Genomic DNA, 23242 nt, shown 5'->3' on the forward strand with positions numbered 1-23242 from the left:
GATGCACGGTAACAACGTGCCGATCACGGCCCGCAGGGCGGGGCCTGACACGATGCGTCCCCGGACCCGCACCGAGCGTTCCCGGACCCGCACCGACCGAGAGGCCCGCATGACCGGCGACGACACCTCCGCCCCCGACTTCCTCGACCTCGTACCCGATCACGAAAGCGGCCCGGAGCGGCTGCTGTTGGGCATCCGCCACTTCGACGAGCCGTTCCTGCTCACCGTCTCCCTCTCCCAGGGCGTCGGCTCCAGCGAGCTGCAGCTGGACCGGGGCCGGGCGGGCAAGGCCCGCCTCGCGGAGTTCCGCCGGGCGGGCGGCCGGGTGTTGCTCCTCGTACGCAACAAGCACTTCCTGACCAGCGGCGAGCCGGCCGCCGTGCGGGCGGGTCAGGAGTCCTTCGCCGTGTCCGTGGTGTGGAGCGGACCGGTGCTGCGGGAGGAGGCGGGAGCGGTCGTCGTGGACGCGACCGGGCTCGTCCTGTACGACCACGACCGTGTCGCCGAGCACCTGGAGGACGAGGGGCAGGGCGAGTACGCCCTCGACGCCGCAACGAGTCTCCCGCTCGTCGCCGACAGCCGCACCGGTCCGGACGCCACCCGCCTGCCCGCCCTGCTCACCTTCCGGGGTCCCGGCCGCGGCCCGGCCCTCCGGGCGGTCGCCGCCGACCCGCGCGCGGTGACCGTCGTCCAGCAGTTGGTCCTTCTGCGCCTGCCCAAGTTCCCTCTGCCCGCGCGCCGTTACCACCCGGCCTCCGGCAGCTACGGCGTCGGGTGGGCCGACCACGGCCTGGCCGGTCGTGCGGACACCCAGGTGAAGGTCCAGCCCCGGTTCCGTGCCGAGCCCGCTGGCGCGCCCATCGTCTTCCGCGTCGACCCTGCCGTCCCCGAGCCCTTCCGTACGGCGGTCGTCGAGGGCGGCAACTGGTGGCGGCAGGCCTTCGCCCGGATCGGTCTGCCGGACGCCTACCGCGTGGAGGCCGCGGGCGACGACTTCGACCCGCACGACCCGGAGGTCAACGGCGTGGTGTGGGTGCACCGTTCCGGCCGCGGCTGGTCCCTGGGGCAGGGCCTGACGGACCCGCGCACCGGTGAGATCCTGCACGCCCGAGTCCGGCTCGGCTCCCAGCGCCTCGACCAGGTCCGCGCCCTCGGCGAGGCGCTGCTCGCCCCGTACGGCCGCCCCGACGAAGCAGAACGCCTCGCCACAGTCGAGGAGTTGGTGCTCGCCCGGCTCCGCCTGCTCGCCGCGCACGAGATCGGCCACGCCCTCGGGTTCATGCACAACTTCGCCAGTACACGGCACCCGGCACCGTCCGTCATGGACTACCCGCACGCCCGCGTCACCGTGACCGACACCGGCGACCTCGATCTCACCGACGCCTACCCCACCGGCCCAGGCCCCTGGGACCACTTCCTCGTCGCTCATGGCTACGGACACTTCGCCGACGAGGAAGGCGAGTTGACCGCGCTGCGCCGCGAGGTCGCGGTGGCGGGCCTGATCTATGTGAGCGACGTGGACGCCCAGGGCACCGCGGCAGCGCACCCGGACGGCGTGCCCTGGGTGACCGGGGGAGACGCGCTCCGCACCCTGGAGACCGTGCTGCGGGTGCGCCGCATCGCCATGGAGGGTTTCTCACGTGGGGTGCTGCCGCCCGGGCGGCAGACCGGTGAACTGGAGGAACGGGCGGTGCTGCTGCACCTGCTCCACCGTCACGAGGTCACTGCCGTGGCCCGCCTCGTCGGCGGGGTCCGGTACGGCTATGCGCAGGCCGGGGACGACGGCCCGGGCGTGGAGGCCGTCGACGCGGCCACCCAGCGGACCGCCCTGAACCGTCTGGCCGAGCTGCTCCGGACCGATCAACTCGCTCTCCCTGGATCCGTGTTGGACGCCCTCACCCCGCCCGCCGTCCGGTACGAGCGGACCGACCAGTACTTCGACACCCGCACCGGACGGCTGTCCGACCCCTTCGAGGCGGTACGCACCGCTGTCACCCTCGTCACCGCCGAACTGCTCGATCCCGCGCGGCTCGGCCGCGTGGCGTGGCAGCACGCCGAGGACCCGGCCATGCCGGGCGTCGGGGATGTCGTGGACGCGCTGCTGGCCGTGACCTGGCTGCGCGACGAGGAGGACGGCGCCGCACAGGTGCCGGGCGGGGAGGGCGTGCAGCAGACGGCCGACTGGACCGTCCTGAACCATCTGCTCACCGTCCTCGAATCGCCCGGGCTGCACGCTCCGGTCAGGGCCACCCTCCGGGAGGCCCTGCGGCGACTCGCCGACACTCTGCGCGTGCAGGGCGGGGAACAGCGGCGTGAGGCGGCCAGGTCGGTCGGTGCCTACCTGGCCGACCCACGCACGGTGAGGCTCGACCCGCTGCCCCGGGTACCGCCCGGGGCGCCGAACTGAGGGTGCCTGATCAGTCCACAGCCCTGATCAGCCCACGGTCTCGATCAGTCCACGGTCAGCGAGAACGGCCCGGCCAACACCGAGTAGCCGTCATTGGCGAGGTAGTACACGTCGTACTTGCCCGCGCCGTTGAGCTTGCCGGTGGAGAAGGTGGCCGCGCCGCTGGCGTTGGGCGTGTAGGCCCAGGTCAGTGCGGACCGCTGGCCGGGGGTGACACCGGCCGGGTAGACGCCGATCCAGTTCTTCGCGCTGATCTGCGCGGCGGACGGAACCGAGTACCGGAAGGTGACGTTGCCGCCGTTCGCGACCGCGTTCAGGTCACCGGTGAGCGTCGGCGCGGTCGCGGTGGACGGTGCGAAGGCGGCGTTGAGCGGCGTCGCGTAGGTGTCGTTGGCGGTCAGACCGGGCAGGCCGAGGGCCGACTCGATGGTGCGGGCGATGCCGTAGTGGTCGTAGTGGGCCGGGCTGCTGGTGCCGGCCGGGACGGTGCCCTGCGAGCCGACGACCGTGGTGACGATGTGGTTGTAGGCCTCGCTCTGGCTCTCGTCCCAGGTCAGGACGAGCAGCGAGCGCTGCTGGGTCCAGGCGGGGGAGGACAGTACCGGGGCGAGGGTCTGCTTCAGCCAGCCGTCCTGCGTCTTCAGGCTGGTGGCGCTGCCGTTGCCGGAGGCCTCGCCGTCGTAGTAGTCGTCGGCGGCGATCCAGGAGAAGTTCGGCGTGGTCGCGGCCGACTGCAGGTCGGTGGTCAGCTGCGAGGTGTCGAACAGGTGGGCGGCGCAACGCGACGCGTTGCCGCTGACGTCGGTGTAGTTGATGAACGGGGCGTCGTCGGGCTCGTAGTAACTGTCGTTGTTGTTCTTGGTGTTGCAGGGCGTGCCCATACCCTGCTCGTAGGCCTTCCAGGTCTTCCCGGCGTCCTCCAGGGTGTCGCCCAGGTTGCGCTGCGGGGAGTTGATGTTGGGCCAGTACGTGGCGCCCTTGGCGTAGGTGTCACCGCCCGCGACGGCGAGGTAGTTCTCGTCGCTCGGGTGGTAGACGCCGTGGAAGTCGGTCAGCGTCGCGCCCTGGTTCATCAGACTGTGCATGTAGGGCGTGTCGGCCGGGTCGTTCATGACCTCGGAGTAGTCGGTGTTCTCCATCATGACCATGAACACGTGGTCGTAGCCGGGCACCCGGGACACGGGCGGGGTGAGCGGCGCCGGCGCGGTGACCGGGGTGTTCAGGGTGAGGGAGAGGTTGTCGAGATAGCCGGTCTCGTGCGACGTCGACAGGAACTGCACCTCGACCTGGATCGACCGGGTTCCGGCGGGCACCTGGCCGGTGGTGCTGCGGGACAGGAACTTGGTGGCCAGGCCCCGGTCGGACGCGGAGACCGTCGGCAGCTTGGCCGTCGCGCCCAGCGGGTGACCGCTCGCGTCCTGGAAGTGCAGGCCGACGGCGACATAGCCGCCGTAGACCGTCCAGCCGCCCAGCCAGCCGGAGAGGTTGTAGCTCACGCCGCCGCCGTCGATGGCCGTGGCCGCCGAGGAGACGTCCACGGTCTGCGACATCGAGCCGTCACCGAAGTTGCCCGGTCCGAAGAAGGCCTTGCCGGCGGTCTTGCCGTCGCCGGGCAGCCCGAAGGATCCGGCGGTGTGGCACATGACGTCCGGGCCGCCGGCCTGGGTGGTCCAGCCGGGCACCGTGGTGGCCGCGGACCAGTCGTCGGTGCAGTAACCTCCGGCCTCCGCGTCGCCGTTGACGATCAGATTGCCGCTGCTCCCGGCCGCGTGGGCCGGGGGAGCGGAGACGATCAGTGCGCCGAGGAGGGCCAGGAGCCCGCCGAGGGATCTCCAGCGCAGTCGCATGCGTGTACCTCGTCCCGTTCAAGAGGGTGTGGTGAGGGTGAGGGCCTTGGGGCCCGGCTGTGCACGATGAACGGGACATGGGTATCGGTCTGCGCTGTCGAACGGAAGAACCGAGACCAAACTTGACCAGACAAGTTGGCATGGTGTCGGTCAGGCGGCGCCCTGCTTCGGGGCATCGCCGGGCGCCGCCGGCCAGGGCATCCGACGGACGAGGACGTCCCGCACCCGGGTGCGGGACGCGATCCTCTCCTCCAGCTCGGCCACCCGGTGTGCGCCCACGGCGTAGGCGTCGGCGCACGCCTCCGAGTAGGCGAAGACCTCGGGTGGATCGGTGTCGAGCTAGCGGACGAACGACTTCACGTCCTCGACGGTGAACCCGGAGACCAGCAGGTCGCGGACGTTGCGGACCCGGGTCACCGCGGCGGGGCCGTAGACGCGGTACCCCGCCGGGGTCCGGCCGGATTCCAGCAGCCCCTGCTCCTCGTGGTAGCGCAGGGCGCGGGTCGTGGTACCGGTGCGTTCCGCCAACTCGCCGATGAGCATCGTGTCTCTCCCGTGAAGTTCCGTTCAGGCTGCCGGCGTTGACGCACGAGCTCCGACGAGGCGAACGACGGTCCTTCCGGTGTACCGGCCGCCGACCAGGTCGAGGAGTGCCTGCGGCGCGCTCGCCAGCCCTTCGACCACCGTCTCGTCGTAGACGATGGAGCCCTCCCGCAGCCAGCCGCGGAACTGCTCACCGAACTCCGCGGCCCGGTCCAGATGGTCGAACAGGGTGAAGCCCCCAATCGTCAGGCGCTTGCCGGCGACGCCGAGCAGATCGCCGGGCCCGTCGTCGGGACGGCCCGTGCGCTGCCGGTTGAGCGCCCCGCACACCGCGGTACGGCCTGGCCGGAAACCTTCTGGACCATCAGGTCCGGTTCCTGCGAGAACACTTGGGGGCCATACCTACGGGAGTGTCCCGGGCTGCCCCGCCGGCATAGGGAAAACCCTCGATTGCCCCCGCCATGGCTGACATGTGCGGGTCAAAACTGAAATCCTCCCCCCGCACACGGATCCTCCAAGTGTGTGCACGGATAACGGTCCCCGCACAGCTCAGCTCGTCCCGGGCAGCACACCCGTCTGTCCGGTCTGTCACCGGCCGCGACCCGGCGGCCGCAGCAGGAGGAGTACGAGTGAGACGTCTTCCCCACAGACGGGCCACGGTCGGAGCCGCACTGGTCTCCACCGCCGCCTTCCTCGCCGTCGGCATCCAGTCGGTCCCGGCGACCGCCAAGCCCGCAGGCCCCCACCCGAGCCCCCTTCGCACCGGAGGCCTGGAGGCCGAGCTCAGCCCCGCCCAGCACTCCGCGCTGATGAAGAGCGCCAAGGAGAAGACCGCCGCGACGGCCCGCACGCTCGGGCTCGGCGCCAAGGAGAAGCTGGTCGTCAAGGACGTCGTCAAGGACAACGACGGCACCCTGCACACGCGTTACGAACGCACCTACGCCGGCCTGCCGGTCCTCGGTGGCGACCTCGTCGTGCACACTCCGCCCGCCTCCCTGGCCGCGGGCACGGTGAGCACGACCTTCAACAACAAGCACAGGATCAAGGTCACCTCCACCGCCGCGACCTTCACCAAGTCCGCCGCCGAGACCAAGGCCCTCAAGACCGCGAAGGCCCTCGACGGGAAGAAGGCCACCGCCGACAGCGCCCGCAAGGTGATCTGGGCCGGCAACGGCACCCCGAAGCTCGCCTGGGAGACGGTGGTCGGCGGCTTCCAGGACGACGGCACGCCCAGTCGGCTCCACGTCGTCACCGACGCCACCACCGGCAAGGAGCTGTACCGCTACCAGGCCGTCAAGACGGGCACCGGCAACACGCAGTACAGCGGCCAGGTGACGCTGACCACGACCCAGTCGGGGTCGAACTACACGCTGACCGACGGGGCGCGCGGCGGCCACAAGACGTACAACTTGAACCACGGCACCTCGGGCACCGGCACGCTGTTCTCCCAGACCAACGACACCTGGGGCAACGGCACCACGTCCAACGCCGCCACCGCGGGCGCGGACGCCCACTACGGTGCCGCGGTCACCTGGGACTTCTACAAGAACACCTTCGGCCGCAGCGGCATCAAGAACGACGGCGTCGGCGCCTACTCCCGCGTCCACTACGGCAACGCGTACGTGAACGCGTTCTGGGACGACAGCTGCTTCTGCATGACCTACGGCGACGGCTCGGGCAACAACGACCCGCTGACCTCGCTCGACGTCGCGGGCCACGAGATGAGCCACGGTGTCACCTCCAACACCGCGGGCCTGGAGTACACGGGTGAGTCCGGCGGCCTGAACGAGGCCACCAGCGACATCTTCGGCACCGGCGTGGAGTTCTACGCCAACAACAGCTCGGACGTCGGCGACTACCTCATCGGCGAGAAGATCAACATCAACGGCGACGGCACCCCGCTGCGCTACATGGACAAGCCCAGCAAGGACGGCGGATCCGCCGACAGCTGGTACTCCGGCGTCGGCGACCTCGACGTGCACTACTCCTCGGGCCCCGCGAACCACATGTTCTACCTGCTGTCCGAGGGCAGCGGCACCAAGGTCATCAACGGCGTCACCTACAACAGCCCGACCTCCGACGGCGTCGCCGTCACCGGCATCGGCCGGGCCGCGGCCCTGCAGATCTGGTACAAGGCGCTGACGTCGTACATGACGTCGAGCACGGACTACGCCGCCGCCCGCACCGCGGCCCTCAACGCGGCCGCCGCGCTCTACGGCACCAACTCCACCCAGTACGCCGGGGTGGGCAACGCCTTCGCCGGTATCAACGTGGGCGGCCACATCACCCCGCCCAGCAACGGAGTGACGGTCACCAACCCGGGCAGCCAGAGCGCCACCGTCGGCACCGCGGTCAGTCTGCAGATCCAGGCGAGCAGCACCAACAGCGGTGCCCTCACCTACAGCGCCTCCGGGCTGCCGGCCGGTCTGTCGATCAACAGCTCGACCGGCCTGATCTCCGGCACGCCCACCACCGCGGGCAGCTCCAGCACCACGGTCACGGTGACCGACTCCACCGGCGCGACCGGCACCGCGACCTTCGGCTGGACGGTCAGCTCCACCGGTGGCGGCTGCTCGTCGACCCAGCTGCTCAGCAACCCGGGCTTCGAGTCGGGCAGCACGGGCTGGACGGCGACCAGCGGGGTCATCGGAACCGACAGCGGTGAGGCGGCCCACAGCGGCTCCTACAAGGCGTGGCTCGACGGCTACGGCTCCTCGCACACCGACACCCTGTCCCAGTCGGTGACGATCCCCGCGGGCTGCAAGGCGACCCTGACCTTCTACCTGCACATCGACACCGCCGAGACCACCAGCAGCACCCAGTACGACAAGCTGACGGTGACCGCCGGTTCGAAGACCCTGGCGACGTACTCGAACCTCAACAAGGCCTCCGGCTACAGCCAGAAGTCCTTCGACCTGTCCTCGCTGGCGGGCTCGACGGTCACGCTGAAGTTCAACGGAGTCGAGGACTCCTCGCTCCAGACCAGCTTCGTCGTGGACGACACCGCCCTGACGACCGGCTGACCCCCACGTCGCGGTCCCGCACACCGGAGGCTTCCGGGTGCGGGACCGTGGCATGTCAGGAGAGCGGATCCAGCGTCAGATAGCCCTGCTGCGGACTGCCGTCGTGGACCAGCGACTCCTGGTTGCCGACGTCGTCGAAGGCGAACGCGTACGCCTTGCCGTCGGCCATCTGCGCGTGGATCTTGCGTGCGTAGTGGTTGGTCACCGGGTCCTGGTAGAAGTTCGCCGCCGAGGTGTCCGGCTGGTCGGGGTTCACCAGCAGGGTGGAGCGGTTGAACCCGGCGCACAGCGTGCGGGAGATGGGGCCGCGCACGGCGTCGTTGGGGGCGTCCAGCAGCTTGTGACAGCCGAAGATGCTGGACGCGTCCGGCTTCTGGAAGCTGGTGACGACCGCGCCGGAGGAGTTGGTGAAGTTCATGACGTTCCCCGAGACCCGGCCGTAGTACTTGGTGCCCGGCTGGTCGGCGAACGGCGTGACCGTGAGGGTCGACGTCGAGTACTTCTGCCAGACCCGGTTGACGTAGTCGTCCATCACGTTCGCCGGCAGTGCCCCGGTCTCCACGCCGTACAGCGGTGACAGCGCCCGCAGCACGGTGCCGTCGGAGCGCGTCTGGATCAGGTTCGCCCAGCCGCCCGGCTGTCCGCGCAGCGCGTTGAAGAAGCCGGTGTAGCCACCGGACTTGAGGTGCCCGGTGCTGCTCACACCGCCGTCGGCCCGCTGCACGCCGACCGCGTACGGCGCCGAGAACATGTCCACCTGGGTGCTGTTGAGCCACAGCCCCGAGTCGTTCAGCGTGTACTCCGACCAGTTGAACAGGATGTTCCGGTTGGGGTCGGACGGGTTCTGCACGGCCGGCTGCACCAGCCCGCCGGTGGTCAGCCGGAAGTCGAGCTTCTGGCCGTAGGAGAAGTAGATCCGGCCGGAGAACTTCGGGATGCGGATCGTCTTCGACTGCCCGGCGGAGGGTCCCGCGATCGCCGCGTCCGGCGCGGGAGTCGGCGGGTTGCCGCCCGCCGGCCAGGCGTGGAAGGTGCCGTTCGCGTCGGCCCAGCCCTGCCGTCCCGAGGACAGCTCGGTGCCGAGGTCGTAGACGTACACCGGGTCGGAGCGGCCCGAGTTGTTGGTGATCTTCAGTGGGATGGTGTCCGGTACGGCGGCACCGGCGTGGTCCGGTGCGACCAGCGTGAGCAGTCCGCCGACCAGGGCCGCCGCGGCCGCCAGGGGCAGCGCGGGGCGTGTGATGCTGGGGGGCACTCTCCACCTCCGTGTGGGGTCGGGGTCGTACGGACATTGGTCCGTACCTGTTTGAGAGCGCTCTCAGAGTTGCTGTCAGGCGGGTGCATGTCAATGAGTTGGACGGGATCCGGGCGGCGCCCGCCGCTTGGCGGGCGCCCCGTAGACCTCAGAAGGTGCGCTTCAGCAGGTCGAGAAGTGCCCCCCAGTGCCGCTCGTCGGCCTGCCGGTCGTAGGCGGGAGTGTCGGCCTGCGTGTAACCGTGCTGCGCCCCCGGGTAGACCTCGCAGGTGTTCCGTACGCCGGCGGCCGTGAGCGTGTCCGTCAGGAGACGGATCTGCTCCTCGGGCATGGACCGGTCCTGGTCGGCGTGGCCGAAGTACAGCTCTGCGGTGACGTGCTCGGCACCGCGGTGCGGGCTGTCCGGGGCGTCGGTGGCCAGCCGGCCGCCGTGGAAGCCGGCCGCCGCGGCCACCCGCTCGGGATGGGTGGCCGCCGTGCGCAGCGCCAGGCGGGCGCCCATGCAGTAACCCGTCAGTGCGACCGGGCCGTCGGCGACCAGCGGGCTGGCGGCCAGCCAGCCCAGATAGGCGTCCGCGTCCCGCCGGGTCTGCTCGGGGGTGAGGGAGGCCATGACCGGGCCGATCCGCTCCCAGATGGTCGGGTCGGCCGCGGGGTCGATGAACTCCGGAAGCTCTCCGATCGGGGTGCGGCCGTGCCGGTAGAAGACGTTCGGCACCAGGACCGTGTAACCGGCGCCGGCGAGCCGGTCGGCCATCGCCCTCAGCTGCGGGCGCAGGCCGTAGGCGTCCTGGTAGAGCAGGACGCCCGGATGCGGGTTCCCGTCCGCGGGGTGGGCCAGGTAGGCGTCGGCGGAGCCGTCCTCGGTCGGGATGTCGACGGCTGTTCCCTGTACGGCGGTCATGCTGAGAAGCCTCCTGAGGCATCAGCGGCGGGAGGCGGATGCCTCTCGGTGCTGCGGGTACGTCTCATGCTGCCATGCAAGATCCACACCGCCGGGACCGGACTTCCGCCCTCTACTCGAACCGGGAGGTGTCGCCGGCGCCCCGCCGCACGATCTCCGCCTCGCCGCTGGAGAAGTCCACGACCGTGGTCGGCTCGGTCCCGCAGTCCCCGGAGTCCACCACCGCGTCCACCGCGTGGTCGAGCCGGTCCTTGATCTCCCAGCCCTGGGTCATCGGCTCCTCCTCGTCCGGCAGCAGCAGCGTGCTGGACAGCAGCGGTTCGCCCAGCTCGGCCAGCAGCGCCTGGGTCACCACGTGGTGGGGGATGCGCACGCCCACGGTCTTCTTCTTGGGGTGTTGCAGCATGCGCGGCACTTCGCGGGTGGCCGGCAGGATGAAGGTGTAGCTGCCGGGAGTCGACGCCTTGACGGCCCGGAACACGTCGTTGTCGACGCGGACGAACTGGCCGAGCTGCGCGAAGTCCCGGCACATCAGAGTGAAGTGGTGCCGGTCGTCGAGGTGGCGGATGGAACGGATCCGGTCGATGCCGTCCCGGCTGCCCAGCTGGCAGCCGAGCGCGTAGCAGGAGTCGGTGGGGTATGCGATGAGCGCACCCGAGCGGACCGCGTCGGCGACCTGAGTGATGCTGCGCGGCTGGGGGTTCTCGGGGTGCACGTCGAAGTACTTCGCCATCCGCCGAGCTTATGCCGTCGCCGGGCACCGTGCGCGGCTCCGGCGCGCTGCGCCGCGACGCCCGTGAGGGCCGGGGTGCTCGGTGTGCGGGCCGCGCTCTCGCGGCCGCCCGGATGCGGGCGCGGTGGCGGACTGGCGAACTGCCGCCTGGGATAATGGAGTTGCGGGGAGGGCGGCTGATGCTCAGGCCCGGCCCCGGGTGCCGTGTCTCCGCCGCCGCATGCGCGCTCGCCATCGTCGGGAGGCGTACGGCCCCGCTTGGGGTAACGTCCACGTTCGAAAGCCGAGGTCAAACCGACGACGAGGAGAAGGGCGACGTGGCCGGCCGAGCCGACGAGGGCCCTCGGGCCCAGCAGCCGTGTGACTCCGACACCGCGTGGGCGGAGCAGCTGCTCGACCATTTGCGTCCCGCCGGCCGTGACCCGCGCCGGGTCGTCACCTGGCTCGGACGGACCGTCGGCGCCACGGTCTGCCTCCAGGACGCCCGGGGAAGCCTCCTCGCCGGTGAGCGCCTGCCGCTCGACGGCACCGTGCTCGCCGACGTGGTCACCGGCCGGATCTCCGCGGCCGCTCTGGAGGACGGCGAGCGCCATGTCCGCCTGGTCGGGATCCGGCACCCCGAACGGGACCCGGCGGCGGGAGCGGTGCTCGCCGTGGCCCGCCGCGACCCCTTCGACCGGCGTGCCGCAGACATCGTGAACCGCACCGCGTCCGTCCTCGAACTCCTCCTGAGGGAACGGAAGCTGACGGACGACGGGCGCCGGCTGCGGAGGGCCACTGCCGACCTGCGACTGGCCATCCTGCAGCTGCTGATGGTGGAGGACACCGTCTCCGCCCGCCGGGTCGCGGCAGGACTGTGGCCGGGCCTGCTCGAGGAGGACACCGCGTGTGTCTACGTCGTCGAGGTCTCGCCTGCCGAGCGGGACGCGGTCGCCGACGCCTGCGCGCACATCACCGAAGGGCTGGCACTCGTCGTGCGCTGCCCCGCGATGGACGGACACGTCATCGTGGTCGGCCCCCGGCCGGCGGCGGGGGACCGGCTGCGCTCCCTCGTGGACGGCCGGCCGGGCACCTTCCTCGGCGGCAGTCTGCGTCAGCGCCTCGCCCGGACCGCCACCGCCTACGGGCAGGCCATCAGTGCCCTCGCCGTCGCCCGCTTCCGCCCGGACCAGACGGCCGTCTACGCCGAACGCACCCACCCCGAACGGCTCATGGATCCCGTCGCCCTGCGCGCCTGGTCCGCGGGCGTGCTGCGCCCTCTCGACATGCTGCCCCACCACATCCGCGCCGAACTGCTCGCCACGACCCGGCTGGGCCTGGAGTTCACCGCCGTCAACGCGGCCAAGGTCCTCGGCGTCAGCCGCAACACCGTCCGTGCCCGCATGGACCGCGTCGAGGCACTGCTCGGCACCGACTTCTCCCACCTCACCAACCGCGCCGCCGTCCGTCTCGCGCTCAACACCGAGGCGGTGCAGGGCCCGTACGACCCCGACGGCACGGCCCCGCGCCCGCCCGCCGACGGACTCGGCGACCTGCTCACCTCGGCCGCGCTGCGGTTGTGGGCGCAGGACCTCCTCGGCCGCCTGGACGGCGACGGCCGCGACCTGCGCGGCACCCTGCGCGCCTGGATCGCCGCGGACTCGAACGCCGAACGCACGGCCCGGGACCTGGGCGTGCACGCCCAGACCGTGCGCGACCACGTCCGGGCCGCCGAACCGGTTCTGGAACGCCAGCTGCTGGCCATGGGCAGCGACCTGTACGAGGTCGTCCTCGCCCACCTGGCCACCGGTGCCCTCGCCGCACCCGCCGTCGGAGGGGCGAACCGGGGCCAACCGGACTCCCCTGTGCACGAGTGAGTCCTCGCCGCCCCGAAAAGGGCACCGGCGCGATACCCACCGCCGTGTCCCCGCGCGTAGGTTCAGCAGTCGCGGGGCACGACCGGAACGGGGGACCGGTCGGAGCCCCGCACGTGTCTCAGCCGCCGAGCCGGACCGGTACCTCCTGCCAGCCGTGGGCGATGAACGACGGCAGCTGCCGCAGCTCGTCGGTACCGACGGCCAGACGCAGCTCCGGGAAGCGGGCGAACAGCGCCGGCAGCGCGGTCAGTGCCTCCATGCGGGCCAGCGGAGCGCCGATGCAGCGATGCACGCCGATGCCGAACGCCAGATGGTCGTCGGCGCCACGCCCCGCTTCGAAGCCGGCCGCGTCCGTCCCGTAGCGCGCCGGGTCCAGGCCGGCGGCCGCGTACGTCGTGATGATCGCGTCCCCGGCCGGGATCGTCACGCCCCCGACCTTCAGATCCGCGACCGCGAACCGCAGTGGCAGCGCGGCGACCGACGGATGCACCCGCAGCGTCTCCTCGACCACCCCCTCCCAGCGCGTCTCCCCCGAGCGAACCGCCGCCAGCTGCGCCGGATGCGCCAGCAGGGCGACGACCGCGTTGCCGATGAGATTGACGGTGGTCTCGAACCCGGCTCCGACCACCAGCAGCAGCGTGTGCAGCAGCTCCTCGTCGGAGAGCCGGTCGCCGTCCTCGTCCCGGACCCGGATCAGCTCCGTGGTGAGATCGTCGCCCGGCTCCTGCCGCCGGTACGCGAGCAGCGCCCCCAGCACCGTGCCGATCCGCTCCTGTACGGACGCCGCGTGCTCCGGGCTCGGGTCGGAGGTGTCGAAGATGTCGGTGATGAGACGTGCGGCGTCCGCGCGCAACTGGTCGGGCACTCCCAGCAGTTCGCAGATCAGGCGCATGGGAAGCGGATGGGCGAAGCCCGCCCGCAGGTCGACCGCGCGGCCGTCGGCGCCCTCGGCCGCCAGCGCGTCCAGCAGCTCGGCGGTGATGCCCGCCACGCGCGGACGCAGCGCCTCGGTGCGCCGGAGCGTGAAGCTCGGCGCCACCAGCTTGCGCAGCCTGGTGTGGTCGGGACCGTAGGTGGTCAGCATGTTGACCACGCCGACCCAGGTCACGATCCAGCTCCAGGCGGGGCGCTCACCGGTCTGCGGCCACAGCCGCCAGTGCCGGCGCGCGTCCTTGCTCACCAGGGGATCGAGGATCAGTTCCCTGAGGACGTCGTACCCGGTGGGCGCCCAGGCGGGGATGCCGCCGGGCAGCTCCACGGGGACGACCGGGCCGAGGGCGCGCAACCGGGCGCTCTCCGCGACGATGTCGGTGCCGAACGGGTCGAGCGGGATGCGGTCGGTGACGGTCACGACGGCTCTCCTGGCTGGTCGGCTCTCGCGAGGCAGGCGCGTTCCAGTACACACCGTCGTCGTCCGGCAGCGAACAGGGCGTCCTCGACTCGACCGGAAACCGCCCAGGTCGGGACCTACCTGGCCGCGGGTTCGGCGGGCAGGTCGAAGACGTGGTTCGGGGAGATGATCTGCGTGATCGCCTGGCCGAACAGGGTGCTCGGTTCCTGGCCGTTGTGGTCGATGTCGGTGTTGAGCAGCACCACGAGGGTCGCCTGTGCCGCCGGGAGATAGACGGTCAGGGACTCGTAGCCCGGCAGGGAGCCGTTGTGGCCGATCCAGCCCTGCACGTTGAAGATGCCCAGTCCGTACCCCGCCCCCGGGATCGGTGTGGGCGGTGTGGTGAGGCGCTGCTTCTGTGTGACCGGGCTGACCATCCAGTTGCCGTCCGGGAATTGGCCGGTCGCCACCGTACGCGCCCACACCCGCAGGTCGTCCTGGGTCGAGATCATCGCGCCGGCCGCCCACGCCCAGGACGGGTTCCAGTCGGCCGTGTCCGCGATCTTGCCGTCGGCCGTCTGGTTCGTGTAACCCTGCGCGTGCGGGGCGGGGAACTCCGCGCCGGCCGGGAACAGGGTGTTCCTCATCCCGGCGGGCTCCAGGATGTGCTGACGGATGTAGTCGCCCAGACGCTGTCCGCTCTGCTGCTCGACGACCAGGCCGAGCAGGATGAGGTTGGTGTTGCTGTAGTAGAACTTCTGTCCCGGCGGGAACAGCACCGGGTGCTTGAAGGAGTAGGCGAGCAGCTGCTGGGGCGTGAAGGGGCGTTGCGGATCGGACGTGAGCGCCTTGAAGAAGTCGTCGTCCGCGGTGTAGTTGAAGAGCCCGCTGCGCATCCCGGCGAGCTGCCGCAGCGTGATCTCGTTCCCGTTCGGCACCCCGTCGACGTACTTGCCGATCGGATCGTCCAGGCCCACCTTGCCCTGGTCCACCAGCTGCAGCAGCGCGGTCACGGTGAACGTCTTCGTCTCGCTGCCGATCCGCAGGTACAGGTCGGGTGTCATGGGCCGACCGCTGCTCTTGTCGGCGACACCGAACGAGCTGACGTAGCTGCCCTGGTGCGGCGTCCAGATGCCGACCATCACGCCGGGCACGTTCGCCTCGGTCATCACCCTCTGCACGGCGGCGTCGAGTTGGCGGGCCACGTCCGGCGTGATCGTGCGGACCTCCGCCCCCGAAGGGGAGGGGGTGGGCTGGTCGGGGGCGAACGCGGTGGGCACGGAGACCGGCGCCGCCCCTGCGGGAGCGCCACCGAACGGCACCATCAGTGTCCCCACCACGACGGCTACCGCGGCCCCCCGGCGCAGGCGTGCGGATGAATGCGACATGGGCTGACTCCAAGCACGTGAGAGCAGTACGTGCGGCGGGCGAGACGTCGGAGCCCTGGCCCCCCAGCATAGGAGCGCGCACCCGGCGGCGCCTGTCGGCCGGGTGGGCCCCTCGACGGCCCGGCAGCCCCTGTGCAGGGATGCCTGCCGGACGGCGGAAGGCCCCGTTCGAGGGGTGTGCTCACCCGACCCGGTGAGCCGGCGGAGCGGAGCGTACCGGTGGCGCGTCCCGGGCGTTGCCCGGGCATGGACGTCATCGACCGCGCGGACCGGACGGTCCGGACGGTCCGGACGGACCGAAGCAGCCGCAGGGCCCCGGTGGACCGGACCCGGGAGCCGATCTACGCCCAACTCGTGGCGGAGTAGCGGAGTGGCGGAGTGGCGGGCCCAGGGGCCCACCGTCCCCGCGCAACCCACCGTGCTCTTGGGTCACCCTCGCCGGGCTGGTGCTGCGCGTCCTGCCCGAGCCCGAACGCCCCTGATCCGCTACTGCCCGCGCAGCGGCGCGAGGACCGCCAGCGTGCCGTTGGCCTCCTGCAGCGCCGCCTCCAGCGTGCCGGGCCGGTGCAGGGTGCCGTTGCCGTCCGGCGGGACCAGCCACTCCAGGGAGCGGGCGGGCCGGTACGGCGGCGGCACGGAGACCCAGGACCCCTTGGTCGCGTACCGCAGGCCGGCGCCGACCCAGCCCCCGGACGGGTCCGGCGGCAGGAAGAACCCGACCCGCCCCGCGGCGGTGTCCACCAGTGTCGGCCCCGGCACGGGCAGCGAGGGCCGCCACAGCAGGTCCAGCGTGAGCAGACCGAGCCGCTCGGGGACGCTCAGGACGTCCCAGAAGCGGCCCGCCTCCAGCAGCGAGATGCCCTCCCCGTGGTCCCACTCCCATTTGCACGCTCGAGGATCGGCCGCCGCCGCGGCGAGCCACTCCACGCCCCGCTTCCACATCCTGTTCGTCATGCACCGCTCCGCGTGATCCTGCACACCAACCCGGCATATGCATGCTGTTAGATATTTCTACCTGGCGGAAGGGGTGGCGAACCCTGGCGTTTTGGACATCACGTTCGAACACCGGGCAATGGTTCGCTGGTTGGGGCATCACTGTCATGGCGTCCGAGTGCCCGGCAGACGCTCGATTCGAGCGTCATGGCAATTGATTCGAGCGTCGACTCTTGAAGTCATCACGTTTTCACTCGTACGCTCGGATCGTTCCGTCCCCGGCATGCATCGAGGTACCCCATGGACCGCACGCGTCTGGACGCCCTCCTGGCCCGCGAGAGCGCCGAGGCCGAAGGCCGCAACCCGCGCTCCAGGGCGGCCTACGAGAAGGCCGACCACCTCTTCGGCCGGGTGCCGATGACCTGGATGAACAAGACGGCCGGTGCCTTCCCGCGCTACCTGGCCGGGGCGCGCGGCGCACGGATCACCGACGTGGACGGGCACGAGTACATCGACTTCTGCCTCGGTGACACCGGCGCGATGGCCGGTCACTCGCCCGCCGCGGTCACCGAGGCGGTCGACCGCCGGTTCACCGGCCTGGGCGGGGCCACCGCCATGCTGCCCACGGAGGACGCCGAGTGGGTCGGGGCCGAGCTGACCCGTCGCTTCGGCCTGGCCCGCTGGAGCTTCTCGCTGACCGCGACCGACGCCAACCGATGGGCGATCCGGCTCGCCCGGGCCGTCACCGGGCGCCCGAAGATCCTGGTCAACAGCTACTGCTACCACGGCAGCGTCGACGAGTCGCTGATCGTCGTCGGCCCGGACGGCCGGGGCACCGCCCGCCCCGGCAACGTCGGAGCGCCCTGTGACGTCACCCTGACCAGCAGGGTCGCCGAGTTCAACGACCTCGCCGGGCTGGAGCGCGAGCTGGCCCACGGGGACGTCGCCGCCGTCCTCATGGAGCCCGCGCTCACCAACATCGGCATCGTCCTGCCCGAGCCCGGCTACCTCGCCGGCGTACGGGATCTGACCAGGCGGTACGGCACCCTGCTCATCAACGACGAGACCCACACCTTCTCCGCGGGCCCCGGCGGCTGCACGGCCGCCTGGGACCTCGAGCCGGACCTGCTCACCATCGGCAAGGCGATCGGCGGCGGCATCCCGGCCGGCGCCTACGGCCTCTCGGCGGACCTCGCCGAGCGACTGCTGGACCGCGCCGACCTGGACCTCGTCGACATGGGCGGCGTCGGCGGCACCCTCGCCGGCAACGCGCTGTCGATCGCCGCGACCCGGGCCACCCTGGAGCACGTGCTCACCGACGAGGCCTTCGCCCGGATGGCGAAGCTCTCCGAGCGCTTCGAGGCGGGTGTCCGGGCCGGCATCGAGGCCCACCGGCTGCCCTGGTCCGTCAGCCGCCTCGGCGCGCGCACCGAGTACCGCTTCACCTCGCCGGCGCCCCGCACGGGCACCGAGTCCGCCGCGGCCGCCGACCCGGAGCTGGAGGACTTCCTGCACCTCTACCTCGCCAACCGGGGCATCCTGCTGACCCCGTTCCACAACATGGCGCTCATGTGCCCCGACACCACCGAGCAGGACGTCGACACGCACACCGAGGTGTTCGCCGCGGCCCTCGCCGAACTGGCCGGCTGAGCCGGACGTTCCCCCGGCACTGCACGAAGGGAGAGTTGTGGACGAGATCGACCGGGCCATCCTGCGCGAGCTGCAGACCGACGGCCGTATCGCCTATGCCGACCTCGGCCCGAAGGTCGGGTTGTCCGCCTCGGCGGCCCGCCAGCGCCTGCAACGCCTGCTGGACTCCAGAGCCGTTCAGGTCGTCGGCGTCACCGACCCGATGGCCATGGGCGGGCAGGCCATGGCCCTGCTCGGCATCGGGGTCGACGGTGACCCGCGCGTCGTCGCCGACACCCTCGCCGAACGCCCCGAGGTGGTCTACTCCGTGCTCACCTCCGGCGGGTTCGATCTGTTCGCGGAGGTGGTCGCGCCGGGCCCCAAGGACCTGCTGGACTTCGTCAACGACGTGGTCCGGCCCATCGAGGGCATCCGCGAGATCCAGTCCTTCCCGTACTTCGGCATCCACACCCACCGCTTCCTGTGGGACGTGGGCTGACCCGTGTCTCCGCACAGACACGGGAAGCCGAGGTCAGGTGCCCGGCGGCTGGGGCGTCAGGACCAGCAGGGTGGCGTCGTCGCGCACCTCGTAGTGCTGTAGGCCGAGGTCGGTCCACACGGCGTCGGCCAGGTCGCCGGAGACGGTGTCCGCGATGTCGGACAGCCGCTCGGGCAGCGGATAGAAGGTGCCGGAGGCGTTGCGGGCCTCCCAGATGCCGTCGGAGGCCAGCAGCAGGCGGTCGCCCGGCCCGAGCGGCACGGTGACCTCCTTGGGGGGATCGGCGCCGATCAGCCCGAGGCCCAGCGGGGGAGCCGAGGTGACGGTCACCTCGCGGGCCCGGCCGTCGTGCAGCAGCACCGGGGCCGGATGCCCGTAGGCGACCACCCGCACCGCCCGCGCGTCGGGTGTGAACTCCAGCAGCACCGCGGTCGCGAACAGCTCGGCGTGCCGCACACCCGCCGAGTCCACCCCCAGCCTGCGGTCCATGCGGGCCGCTACCGACGCCAGGTCCGGCTGGTCCAGCACCGCCTCCCGGAACGCGCCCAGCAGCGACACCACCGTCGCGACCGCCGCCAGCCCGTGCCCCTGCACGTCTCCCATCACCGCCCGGACGCCGTGCGGCCCCGCCCGCACGTCGAAGAAGTCCCCGCCCACCAGCGTCCCGTCCTGGGCGGCCCGGTAGAAGCCCGTGCATCCCACCCGCCCCACGCGTTCCGGCAGCGGCGGCATCACGGCCTGCTGCACGGCCTCCCCGATCGCCCGCTCCATGACCAGCTGGGCGTCCCGGAGCCTGCGCACGTAGGAGAGGAACACACTCAGCAGGGCGACGAACACGATGGTGAGCAGATCGGTGTTGCCGGGACGGTTCAGGTGCGTCGACGGGAGGTTCAGCACCACGACGACCAGAGCGCCCAGAACGGCGGTCGCCACCGGCCCGTACGACAGGACGGCGAGCGGCGGGATCGCGCCCAGCAGGAAGCCGAGATCGCTTGCGTGCGGGGTGACGAGCGTGGCCGTGGTCACCCCGACCAGCAGTGCCACCGGCAGCACCCGCACCCATCGCGGCGGTGGCGCGCCCCGCAGCCAGCCGCGCTCCTCCCGGTTCCGCCGCGACGACGAGCCGCGCACCGATCTCACATCCCCACGCTACGCCGTCGCCGGGAAGGGGGTGCACCGCGAGAAAGCGGTCGACACCCGGCCGTCCGTCCTCCTAGCGTGTGCAGCACGCCCTGGACGGCACCGGAAGGAGGCGAGCGTCATGCAGTCCGCAGTCACCCAGCGCTCCCGCCTTCCCGTTCCTCGGGCGTGACACGTCCGACCGGGAGCGTGCCCCGCTGTACGCAGCACGCATCCCGGAGGAGTCCATGACCGCTGTGGTCATCCGCACGCTCGACGCGAGCAGTGCTCACCTTTTCGACACCCTGCCCGACCCGCTGGGCTTCCGCCAGAAGCACCGGCGGACCCGGTACCGGCCCGACTGGAAGCGGGTCGCCCTGCGTGACGGCCGGGTCGTGGCCCGTGCCGCGTGGTGGGCCCGGCCGGAGGACCCCGAGCCGCTCGTCATCAACTGGTTCGACGTGGCCGAGGGCGAGGAGGACGCGGGAGCCGAACTCCTGCGAACGGCCCCCTGGCGCACCGAGGAGCTCGAACTCGACCTGCCCGCCGGCTGGCGGGACGTCGCCGGTCTGCCGGCCGCCGTCACCACCCGCACCGCCGCCGCCCGCAAAGCCGGATATGAACCGCTCGTGGAACGCTTCATCTACCGCTGGACCCCGGACCACGGCCTGCCCGAGCGCCCCGGACGCCTCGTCTTCACCGCCGAACCGGACGACACCGTCTTCTTCGACGCCCTGTGCCGCATCCACTCCGTCACGCTGGACGCCCACGCCCGACGGGCCGTCGAGCAGGGCGGAGTCGACCAGGCCGCCCAGGAGGAACTCGACATCCTCCACTGGTTCCCGTCACCGCGCGCGTGGTGGCAGCTCGCCCGCACGCCCGAGGGCGAGCCGGTCGGCATCCACATCCCGGCCCGCAACCCGAACGGACCGTGCATCGGCTTCATCGGCGTCCTCCCGGAGCACCGCGGCCACGGCTATGCCTACGACCTGCTCGCCGAGTGCACCCACTTCCTCGTCGAACGCGACGCCGAGTTCATCGCCGCCGCCACCGACCAGGACAACTTCCCGATGGCCGCGCACTTCACCAGGGCCGGCTACCCCGTCGTACGGGAGCGCCTCAACCTCTGGTCCGAGCGCGTTGTCGGTGCCGGGTGACAAGCTGACGGGGTGATCGACGGCGGTGGAGCGGGGGAGGGGCCATGGGGTTCGCCGGTGCGGTGTGGCGGGTGCGTGCCGGGGAGGGCCCCGTCGGCGAGATCCTGATCGACGAGGCCGACTTCCCCTGGCTGTCGGGGAGCTTCACCGCCGGCCCCGGCTTCGGTGCCGTGCAGGACCTCTTCGCCCGTGAGCTGGCCCTGATGGAGGGCGAGCGATGGGAGGAGTGGGAGTCCGCGTACGACGAGATACGGCGGCGTGTCTCGCTGTCCTCGCCGCAGGGCCCGGTCCCCGAGTTCCTGCTGCACATCGAGGGGGACCGGGCTTGGTTCCGGTGGAGCGACGAACCGTTCGAGGAGGACGAGGGCTAGCCGAGGGAGGCCGGTTCCCCGGCCAGCTTCGCCTCTGCCGCCGCCAGGATCTCGGTGACCCGCAGGCCGAACGCGGCGTCGCAGGGGTATGGGCGACCGGTGCGGGTGGAGGTCAGCAGGGCGTCGGCGGCGCGGGTGAGGGCGGGAACGGCGCCCTCGGAGCTTCTCGGCAGGAGCGAAACGCCGGCCTCGCCCCGCAGTTCGAGGTCGGCCCCGGCCGCCGCGGGCGGTGCCGTCAGGCTCAGCGTGAGCGTGCTGGACGCGCCCGTGGCGTGGTCGAGGACCAGGTGCACGGTGTCGGAGGGGCCGTACGCCGCCGCCAGGACCTGTCGTACGTCGCCGAGGACCGGGAGCAGGACGGACAGGGCATGCGGTCCCACGTCCCACAGCGCGCCCTTCTCCCGCCGCCAGGGGGAGGCCGCGAACGGGCTGTCGCTCGTGAACACCGCCCCCAGCCACTGCGCCCGTGCCGTGAACCAGCCCGCCGCGGCGGCCTGTTCGTCGATCCAGGCCTCCGGCTCCTTCTGGAAGCGTGTGGTGAAGAACACGACCGAGGCCACCCCCGCCCGCTCCGCGGCCTCGGCCACGGCCCGCGCCTCGGCGACCCCCACCGCCAACGGCTTGTCCAGGAGGAGATGCCGTCCCGCCTGCGCCGCCCGTACCGCCAACTCGGCCTGCACCGAGGGGGGAAGGGCCACCGCCACCGCGTCCACGTCGGCCAGCAGCGCGTCCACGTCGCCGTACGCCCCGACGCCGTACTGCTCCGCCAGCGCGGTGGCCGCCTCCGGGCGGCGGCCCCACACCCCCGCGAAGTCCAGGCCGGTGTGCCCGGCGAGCGCGGGGGCGTAGGCAGCCCGGGCCCACGGGCCCGTTCCCAGCAGTCCGATGCGCATCTCGCGTTCCTTTCCGCGGACCGGCCGCCACGGCCTCACGATGCCGTGTCCCGGTCGCCGTTGACGTACGACACCGCATGATCCCCGTGCCCGGCCAGCCACTGCGCGATGGTCTCGGCGATCGGCTGGCCGGTGTCCATCTCGACGAAGCCGAACTGGCCCGACTGGTTGCACTCCAGGAACCACCAGATCCCGTCCGCGTCCTCCGCGAAGTCGAACGCACCGTAGGCGAGTTCGGCGTCCTTCAGGTAACGGAGGACGGCCTCGGCGACGCGCGGGGGCACTTCCGCCGGGAGCCAGGGGGAGACCGACGGGGCGAAGCGGACGTCGATGTCGTCGGGGTGGCCGTCCGGGTCGGCCGGCTTGCGCGCGGCCAGCAGCCGCTCGCCGACGACCGTGAGCCGGATGTCGGCCCGCTTGGGGATCCGCCGCTGCAGCAGGGTCGGACCGAAGGCGACGGCCGCGAAGTCGGCGTCCGGAGCGACCCGGCTGGTGGGCACCGCCCGCGGCGGCTCCTGGGGGTGCGCGCCGGAGACGGGCTTGACCACCAGGTCCGGGAAACGCTCGGCGAACTCCCGGGCCGCCTGCGGAAACGTGGTGATCAGCGTGGCCGGCACGGCGAGCCCGCTGAGCTGGGCGAGCCGCAGCTGCCAGGGCTTGTGGCGGGCCCGGCGGGCCGCGTCCGGATGGTTCATCCAGCGCGCGCCGGTACAGCGCAGCATGCCGTACAGCGCCTGGGCGGACTCCTCCGTCAGCCAGGCGGAGGGCTGGCCCGCGCGCAGGGCCGCGTCCCCCGGCCTGCGTACCCAGATGGAGCGCAGGCCGTTCATGCTCACGAGGCGCCCGCCGACGGACAGGTGTCCGCGGCAGGCGCCCTGCACGTACTCGCCCGACAGCGCCACGCCGTTGGTGAGGTCGGCGGGATCGAGCCGGACCACGGGCACGCCGGCCCGGCCCAGCTGGAGGACCACCATGTCCGCCGTCACGTCCTCTTCAGTGGTCAGGATGAGCACGGTCATCTTGCACAGGCCCGCGTTCAGTCGTCGAAGTGCGTCTTGGAGCCGGCCGTGGAGGTCGTTGTCCCCAGTGCTCTCAGAGTCGCGTGATCGGTGGCGGCGATCCGCCCGTCCGGGAGGACGTTCAACTGCAGTCCGGAGTCGTACGCGTACGGAGCGGTGACGTCCAACTGCACAGCGGGGCGCGCGTAGTTGAGCGTGAACGGTTGCATGGTCTCTCCCTGATTCGGCTTTCACGTCCTTATACGAATCGAACGGGTGGTTGGTTTCCTTACACTCCGTAACCGGGGTCCGGAGAGGGGTCGTTCGAGGCGTCGGACAGGAGGACGTCACGCCGCC

At 71.6% G+C, this 23242-nt stretch carries 21 protein-coding genes; 7 read left to right on the top strand and 14 right to left on the bottom strand.

Features of this window, described 5'->3' with window-relative positions:
• Nucleotide 1 precedes the first annotated feature (1 nt).
• Nucleotides 2-2407 (top strand): zinc-dependent metalloprotease, encoded by a 2406-nt coding sequence (locus tag ACIF83_RS23285; protein ID WP_399729527.1) that lies wholly within the window; start codon nt 2-4, stop codon nt 2405-2407.
• Nucleotides 2408-2451: 44 nt separating this feature from the next.
• On the opposite strand, the gene ACIF83_RS23290 is transcribed toward ACIF83_RS23285, so the two are convergent.
• The 4 genes from ACIF83_RS23290 to ACIF83_RS23305 form a co-directional block, all read right to left on the bottom strand.
• Nucleotides 2452-4254: an alkaline phosphatase family protein gene (locus tag ACIF83_RS23290; RefSeq protein WP_399729530.1), complete on the bottom strand. Its 1803-nt coding sequence runs from the start codon at nt 4252-4254 to the stop codon at nt 2452-2454.
• A gap of 150 nt (nt 4255-4404) precedes the next feature.
• On the bottom strand, nt 4405-4533 hold the full coding sequence (locus ACIF83_RS23295) for a hypothetical protein (protein ID WP_399729533.1): 129 nt from the start codon (nt 4531-4533) through the stop codon (nt 4405-4407).
• Between the two features lie 60 nt (nt 4534-4593).
• The gene (locus ACIF83_RS23300) at nt 4594-4797 is read right to left on the bottom strand and encodes a MerR family transcriptional regulator (RefSeq protein ID WP_399729536.1); all 204 of its coding nucleotides are present in this window, start codon (nt 4795-4797) and stop codon (nt 4594-4596) included.
• A gap of 24 nt (nt 4798-4821) precedes the next feature.
• Nucleotides 4822-5127, bottom strand: a complete 306-nt coding sequence (locus ACIF83_RS23305; RefSeq protein ID WP_399729539.1) for a hypothetical protein — start codon at nt 5125-5127, stop codon at nt 4822-4824.
• Between the two features lie 299 nt (nt 5128-5426).
• Here ACIF83_RS23305 and ACIF83_RS23310 point away from each other — a divergent pair, with 299 nt between their 5' ends.
• Nucleotides 5427-7820, top strand: coding sequence for a M4 family metallopeptidase (locus ACIF83_RS23310; protein WP_399729542.1), 2394 nt, complete (start codon nt 5427-5429; stop codon nt 7818-7820).
• Nucleotides 7821-7875: 55 nt separating this feature from the next.
• Here ACIF83_RS23310 and ACIF83_RS23315 read toward each other — a convergent pair whose 3' ends face one another.
• The 3 genes from ACIF83_RS23315 to ACIF83_RS23325 all read right to left on the bottom strand — a co-directional run bounded on the left by ACIF83_RS23315 (nt 7876) and on the right by ACIF83_RS23325 (nt 10712).
• Nucleotides 7876-9075 (bottom strand): glycoside hydrolase family 64 protein, encoded by a 1200-nt coding sequence (locus ACIF83_RS23315; protein WP_393483277.1) that lies wholly within the window; start codon nt 9073-9075, stop codon nt 7876-7878.
• Between the two features lie 148 nt (nt 9076-9223).
• Nucleotides 9224-9979, bottom strand: coding sequence for a dienelactone hydrolase family protein (locus ACIF83_RS23320; protein WP_393483274.1), 756 nt, complete (start codon nt 9977-9979; stop codon nt 9224-9226).
• A 112-nt stretch (nt 9980-10091) separates the two neighbouring features.
• The gene (locus ACIF83_RS23325) at nt 10092-10712 is read right to left on the bottom strand and encodes an L-threonylcarbamoyladenylate synthase (RefSeq protein WP_399729545.1); all 621 of its coding nucleotides are present in this window, start codon (nt 10710-10712) and stop codon (nt 10092-10094) included.
• Between the two features lie 317 nt (nt 10713-11029).
• Between ACIF83_RS23325 and ACIF83_RS23330 the strand changes: the two genes are divergently transcribed.
• Nucleotides 11030-12568, top strand: a complete 1539-nt coding sequence (locus ACIF83_RS23330; protein ID WP_399729548.1) for a helix-turn-helix domain-containing protein — start codon at nt 11030-11032, stop codon at nt 12566-12568.
• A gap of 118 nt (nt 12569-12686) precedes the next feature.
• Here ACIF83_RS23330 and ACIF83_RS23335 read toward each other — a convergent pair whose 3' ends face one another.
• The 3 genes from ACIF83_RS23335 to ACIF83_RS23345 form a co-directional block, all read right to left on the bottom strand.
• A complete protein-coding gene (locus ACIF83_RS23335; protein WP_399729551.1) occupies nt 12687-13919 on the bottom strand; it encodes a cytochrome P450 in 1233 nt (410 codons plus the stop codon).
• 116 nt (nt 13920-14035) lie between these two features.
• On the bottom strand, nt 14036-15286 hold the full coding sequence (locus ACIF83_RS23340; protein ID WP_399729554.1) for a serine hydrolase domain-containing protein: 1251 nt from the start codon (nt 15284-15286) through the stop codon (nt 14036-14038).
• 486 nt (nt 15287-15772) lie between these two features.
• Nucleotides 15773-16240, bottom strand: a complete 468-nt coding sequence (locus ACIF83_RS23345) for a hypothetical protein (protein WP_393483261.1) — start codon at nt 16238-16240, stop codon at nt 15773-15775.
• Between the two features lie 279 nt (nt 16241-16519).
• On the opposite strand from ACIF83_RS23345, the gene ACIF83_RS23350 reads away from it, so the two are divergent.
• Nucleotides 16520-17869, top strand: a complete 1350-nt coding sequence (locus ACIF83_RS23350) for a transaminase (protein WP_399729557.1) — start codon at nt 16520-16522, stop codon at nt 17867-17869.
• Nucleotides 17870-17906: 37 nt separating this feature from the next.
• Nucleotides 17907-18347 carry an Lrp/AsnC family transcriptional regulator gene (locus ACIF83_RS23355; RefSeq protein WP_399729560.1) on the top strand — a complete coding sequence of 147 codons (441 nt, stop codon included), beginning with the start codon at nt 17907-17909 and terminating at the stop codon, nt 18345-18347.
• 33 nt (nt 18348-18380) lie between these two features.
• Here ACIF83_RS23355 and ACIF83_RS23360 read toward each other — a convergent pair whose 3' ends face one another.
• Nucleotides 18381-19487 (bottom strand): PP2C family protein-serine/threonine phosphatase, encoded by a 1107-nt coding sequence (locus ACIF83_RS23360; RefSeq protein ID WP_393483254.1) that lies wholly within the window; start codon nt 19485-19487, stop codon nt 18381-18383.
• A 227-nt stretch (nt 19488-19714) separates the two neighbouring features.
• Here ACIF83_RS23360 and ACIF83_RS23365 point away from each other — a divergent pair, with 227 nt between their 5' ends.
• On the top strand, nt 19715-20623 hold the full coding sequence (locus tag ACIF83_RS23365; RefSeq protein ID WP_393483251.1) for a GNAT family N-acetyltransferase: 909 nt from the start codon (nt 19715-19717) through the stop codon (nt 20621-20623).
• A 44-nt stretch (nt 20624-20667) separates the two neighbouring features.
• A complete protein-coding gene (locus ACIF83_RS23370; RefSeq protein ID WP_393483248.1) occupies nt 20668-20994 on the top strand; it encodes a hypothetical protein in 327 nt (108 codons plus the stop codon).
• Here ACIF83_RS23370 and ACIF83_RS23375 read toward each other — a convergent pair.
• Genes ACIF83_RS23375 through tgmA form a run of 3 tightly spaced genes read right to left on the bottom strand, consistent with a single transcriptional unit; the run spans nt 20991 to nt 23115 of the window.
• Complete coding sequence (locus ACIF83_RS23375; RefSeq protein WP_399729565.1) at nt 20991-21887, bottom strand: Gfo/Idh/MocA family protein; 897 nt, start codon at nt 21885-21887, stop codon at nt 20991-20993. The genes ACIF83_RS23370 and ACIF83_RS23375 overlap by 4 nt on opposite strands.
• A gap of 35 nt (nt 21888-21922) precedes the next feature.
• Nucleotides 21923-22906, bottom strand: a complete 984-nt coding sequence (gene tgmB / locus ACIF83_RS23380; protein WP_393483243.1) for an ATP-grasp ribosomal peptide maturase — start codon at nt 22904-22906, stop codon at nt 21923-21925.
• Nucleotides 22907-22923: 17 nt separating this feature from the next.
• Entirely contained in the window at nt 22924-23115 is a 192-nt protein-coding gene (gene tgmA / locus ACIF83_RS23385; RefSeq protein ID WP_014670659.1) for a putative ATP-grasp-modified RiPP, read from the bottom strand.
• Between the last annotated feature and the right edge of the window lie 127 nt (nt 23116-23242).

Source organism: Streptomyces sp. NPDC085866, from assembly GCF_044541035.1.
GTDB lineage: Bacteria > Actinomycetota > Actinomycetes > Streptomycetales > Streptomycetaceae > Streptomyces.

Bases quoted from the DNA above. Each gene is read 5' to 3' on its own strand.
- tgmA (WP_014670659.1), bottom strand. From the start codon at position 23,115: ATGCAACCGTTCACGCTCAACTACGCGCGCCCCGCTGTGCAGTTGGAC.
- ACIF83_RS23290 (WP_399729530.1), bottom strand. From the start codon at position 4,254: ATGCGACTGCGCTGGAGATCCCTCGGCGGGCTCCTGGCCCTCCTCGGC.
- ACIF83_RS23320 (WP_393483274.1), bottom strand. From the start codon at position 9,979: ATGACCGCCGTACAGGGAACAGCCGTCGACATCCCGACCGAGGACGGC.
- ACIF83_RS23375 (WP_399729565.1), bottom strand. From the start codon at position 21,887: ATGCGCATCGGACTGCTGGGAACGGGCCCGTGGGCCCGGGCTGCCTAC.
- tgmB (WP_393483243.1), bottom strand. From the start codon at position 22,906: ATGACCGTGCTCATCCTGACCACTGAAGAGGACGTGACGGCGGACATG.
- ACIF83_RS23370 (WP_393483248.1), top strand. From the start codon at position 20,668: ATGGGGTTCGCCGGTGCGGTGTGGCGGGTGCGTGCCGGGGAGGGCCCC.
- ACIF83_RS23300 (WP_399729536.1), bottom strand. From the start codon at position 4,797: ATGCTCATCGGCGAGTTGGCGGAACGCACCGGTACCACGACCCGCGCC.
- ACIF83_RS23285 (WP_399729527.1), top strand. From the start codon at position 2: ATGCACGGTAACAACGTGCCGATCACGGCCCGCAGGGCGGGGCCTGAC.
- ACIF83_RS23350 (WP_399729557.1), top strand. From the start codon at position 16,520: ATGGACCGCACGCGTCTGGACGCCCTCCTGGCCCGCGAGAGCGCCGAG.
- ACIF83_RS23345 (WP_393483261.1), bottom strand. From the start codon at position 16,240: ATGACGAACAGGATGTGGAAGCGGGGCGTGGAGTGGCTCGCCGCGGCG.
- ACIF83_RS23365 (WP_393483251.1), top strand. From the start codon at position 19,715: ATGACCGCTGTGGTCATCCGCACGCTCGACGCGAGCAGTGCTCACCTT.
- ACIF83_RS23325 (WP_399729545.1), bottom strand. From the start codon at position 10,712: ATGGCGAAGTACTTCGACGTGCACCCCGAGAACCCCCAGCCGCGCAGC.
- ACIF83_RS23340 (WP_399729554.1), bottom strand. From the start codon at position 15,286: ATGTCGCATTCATCCGCACGCCTGCGCCGGGGGGCCGCGGTAGCCGTC.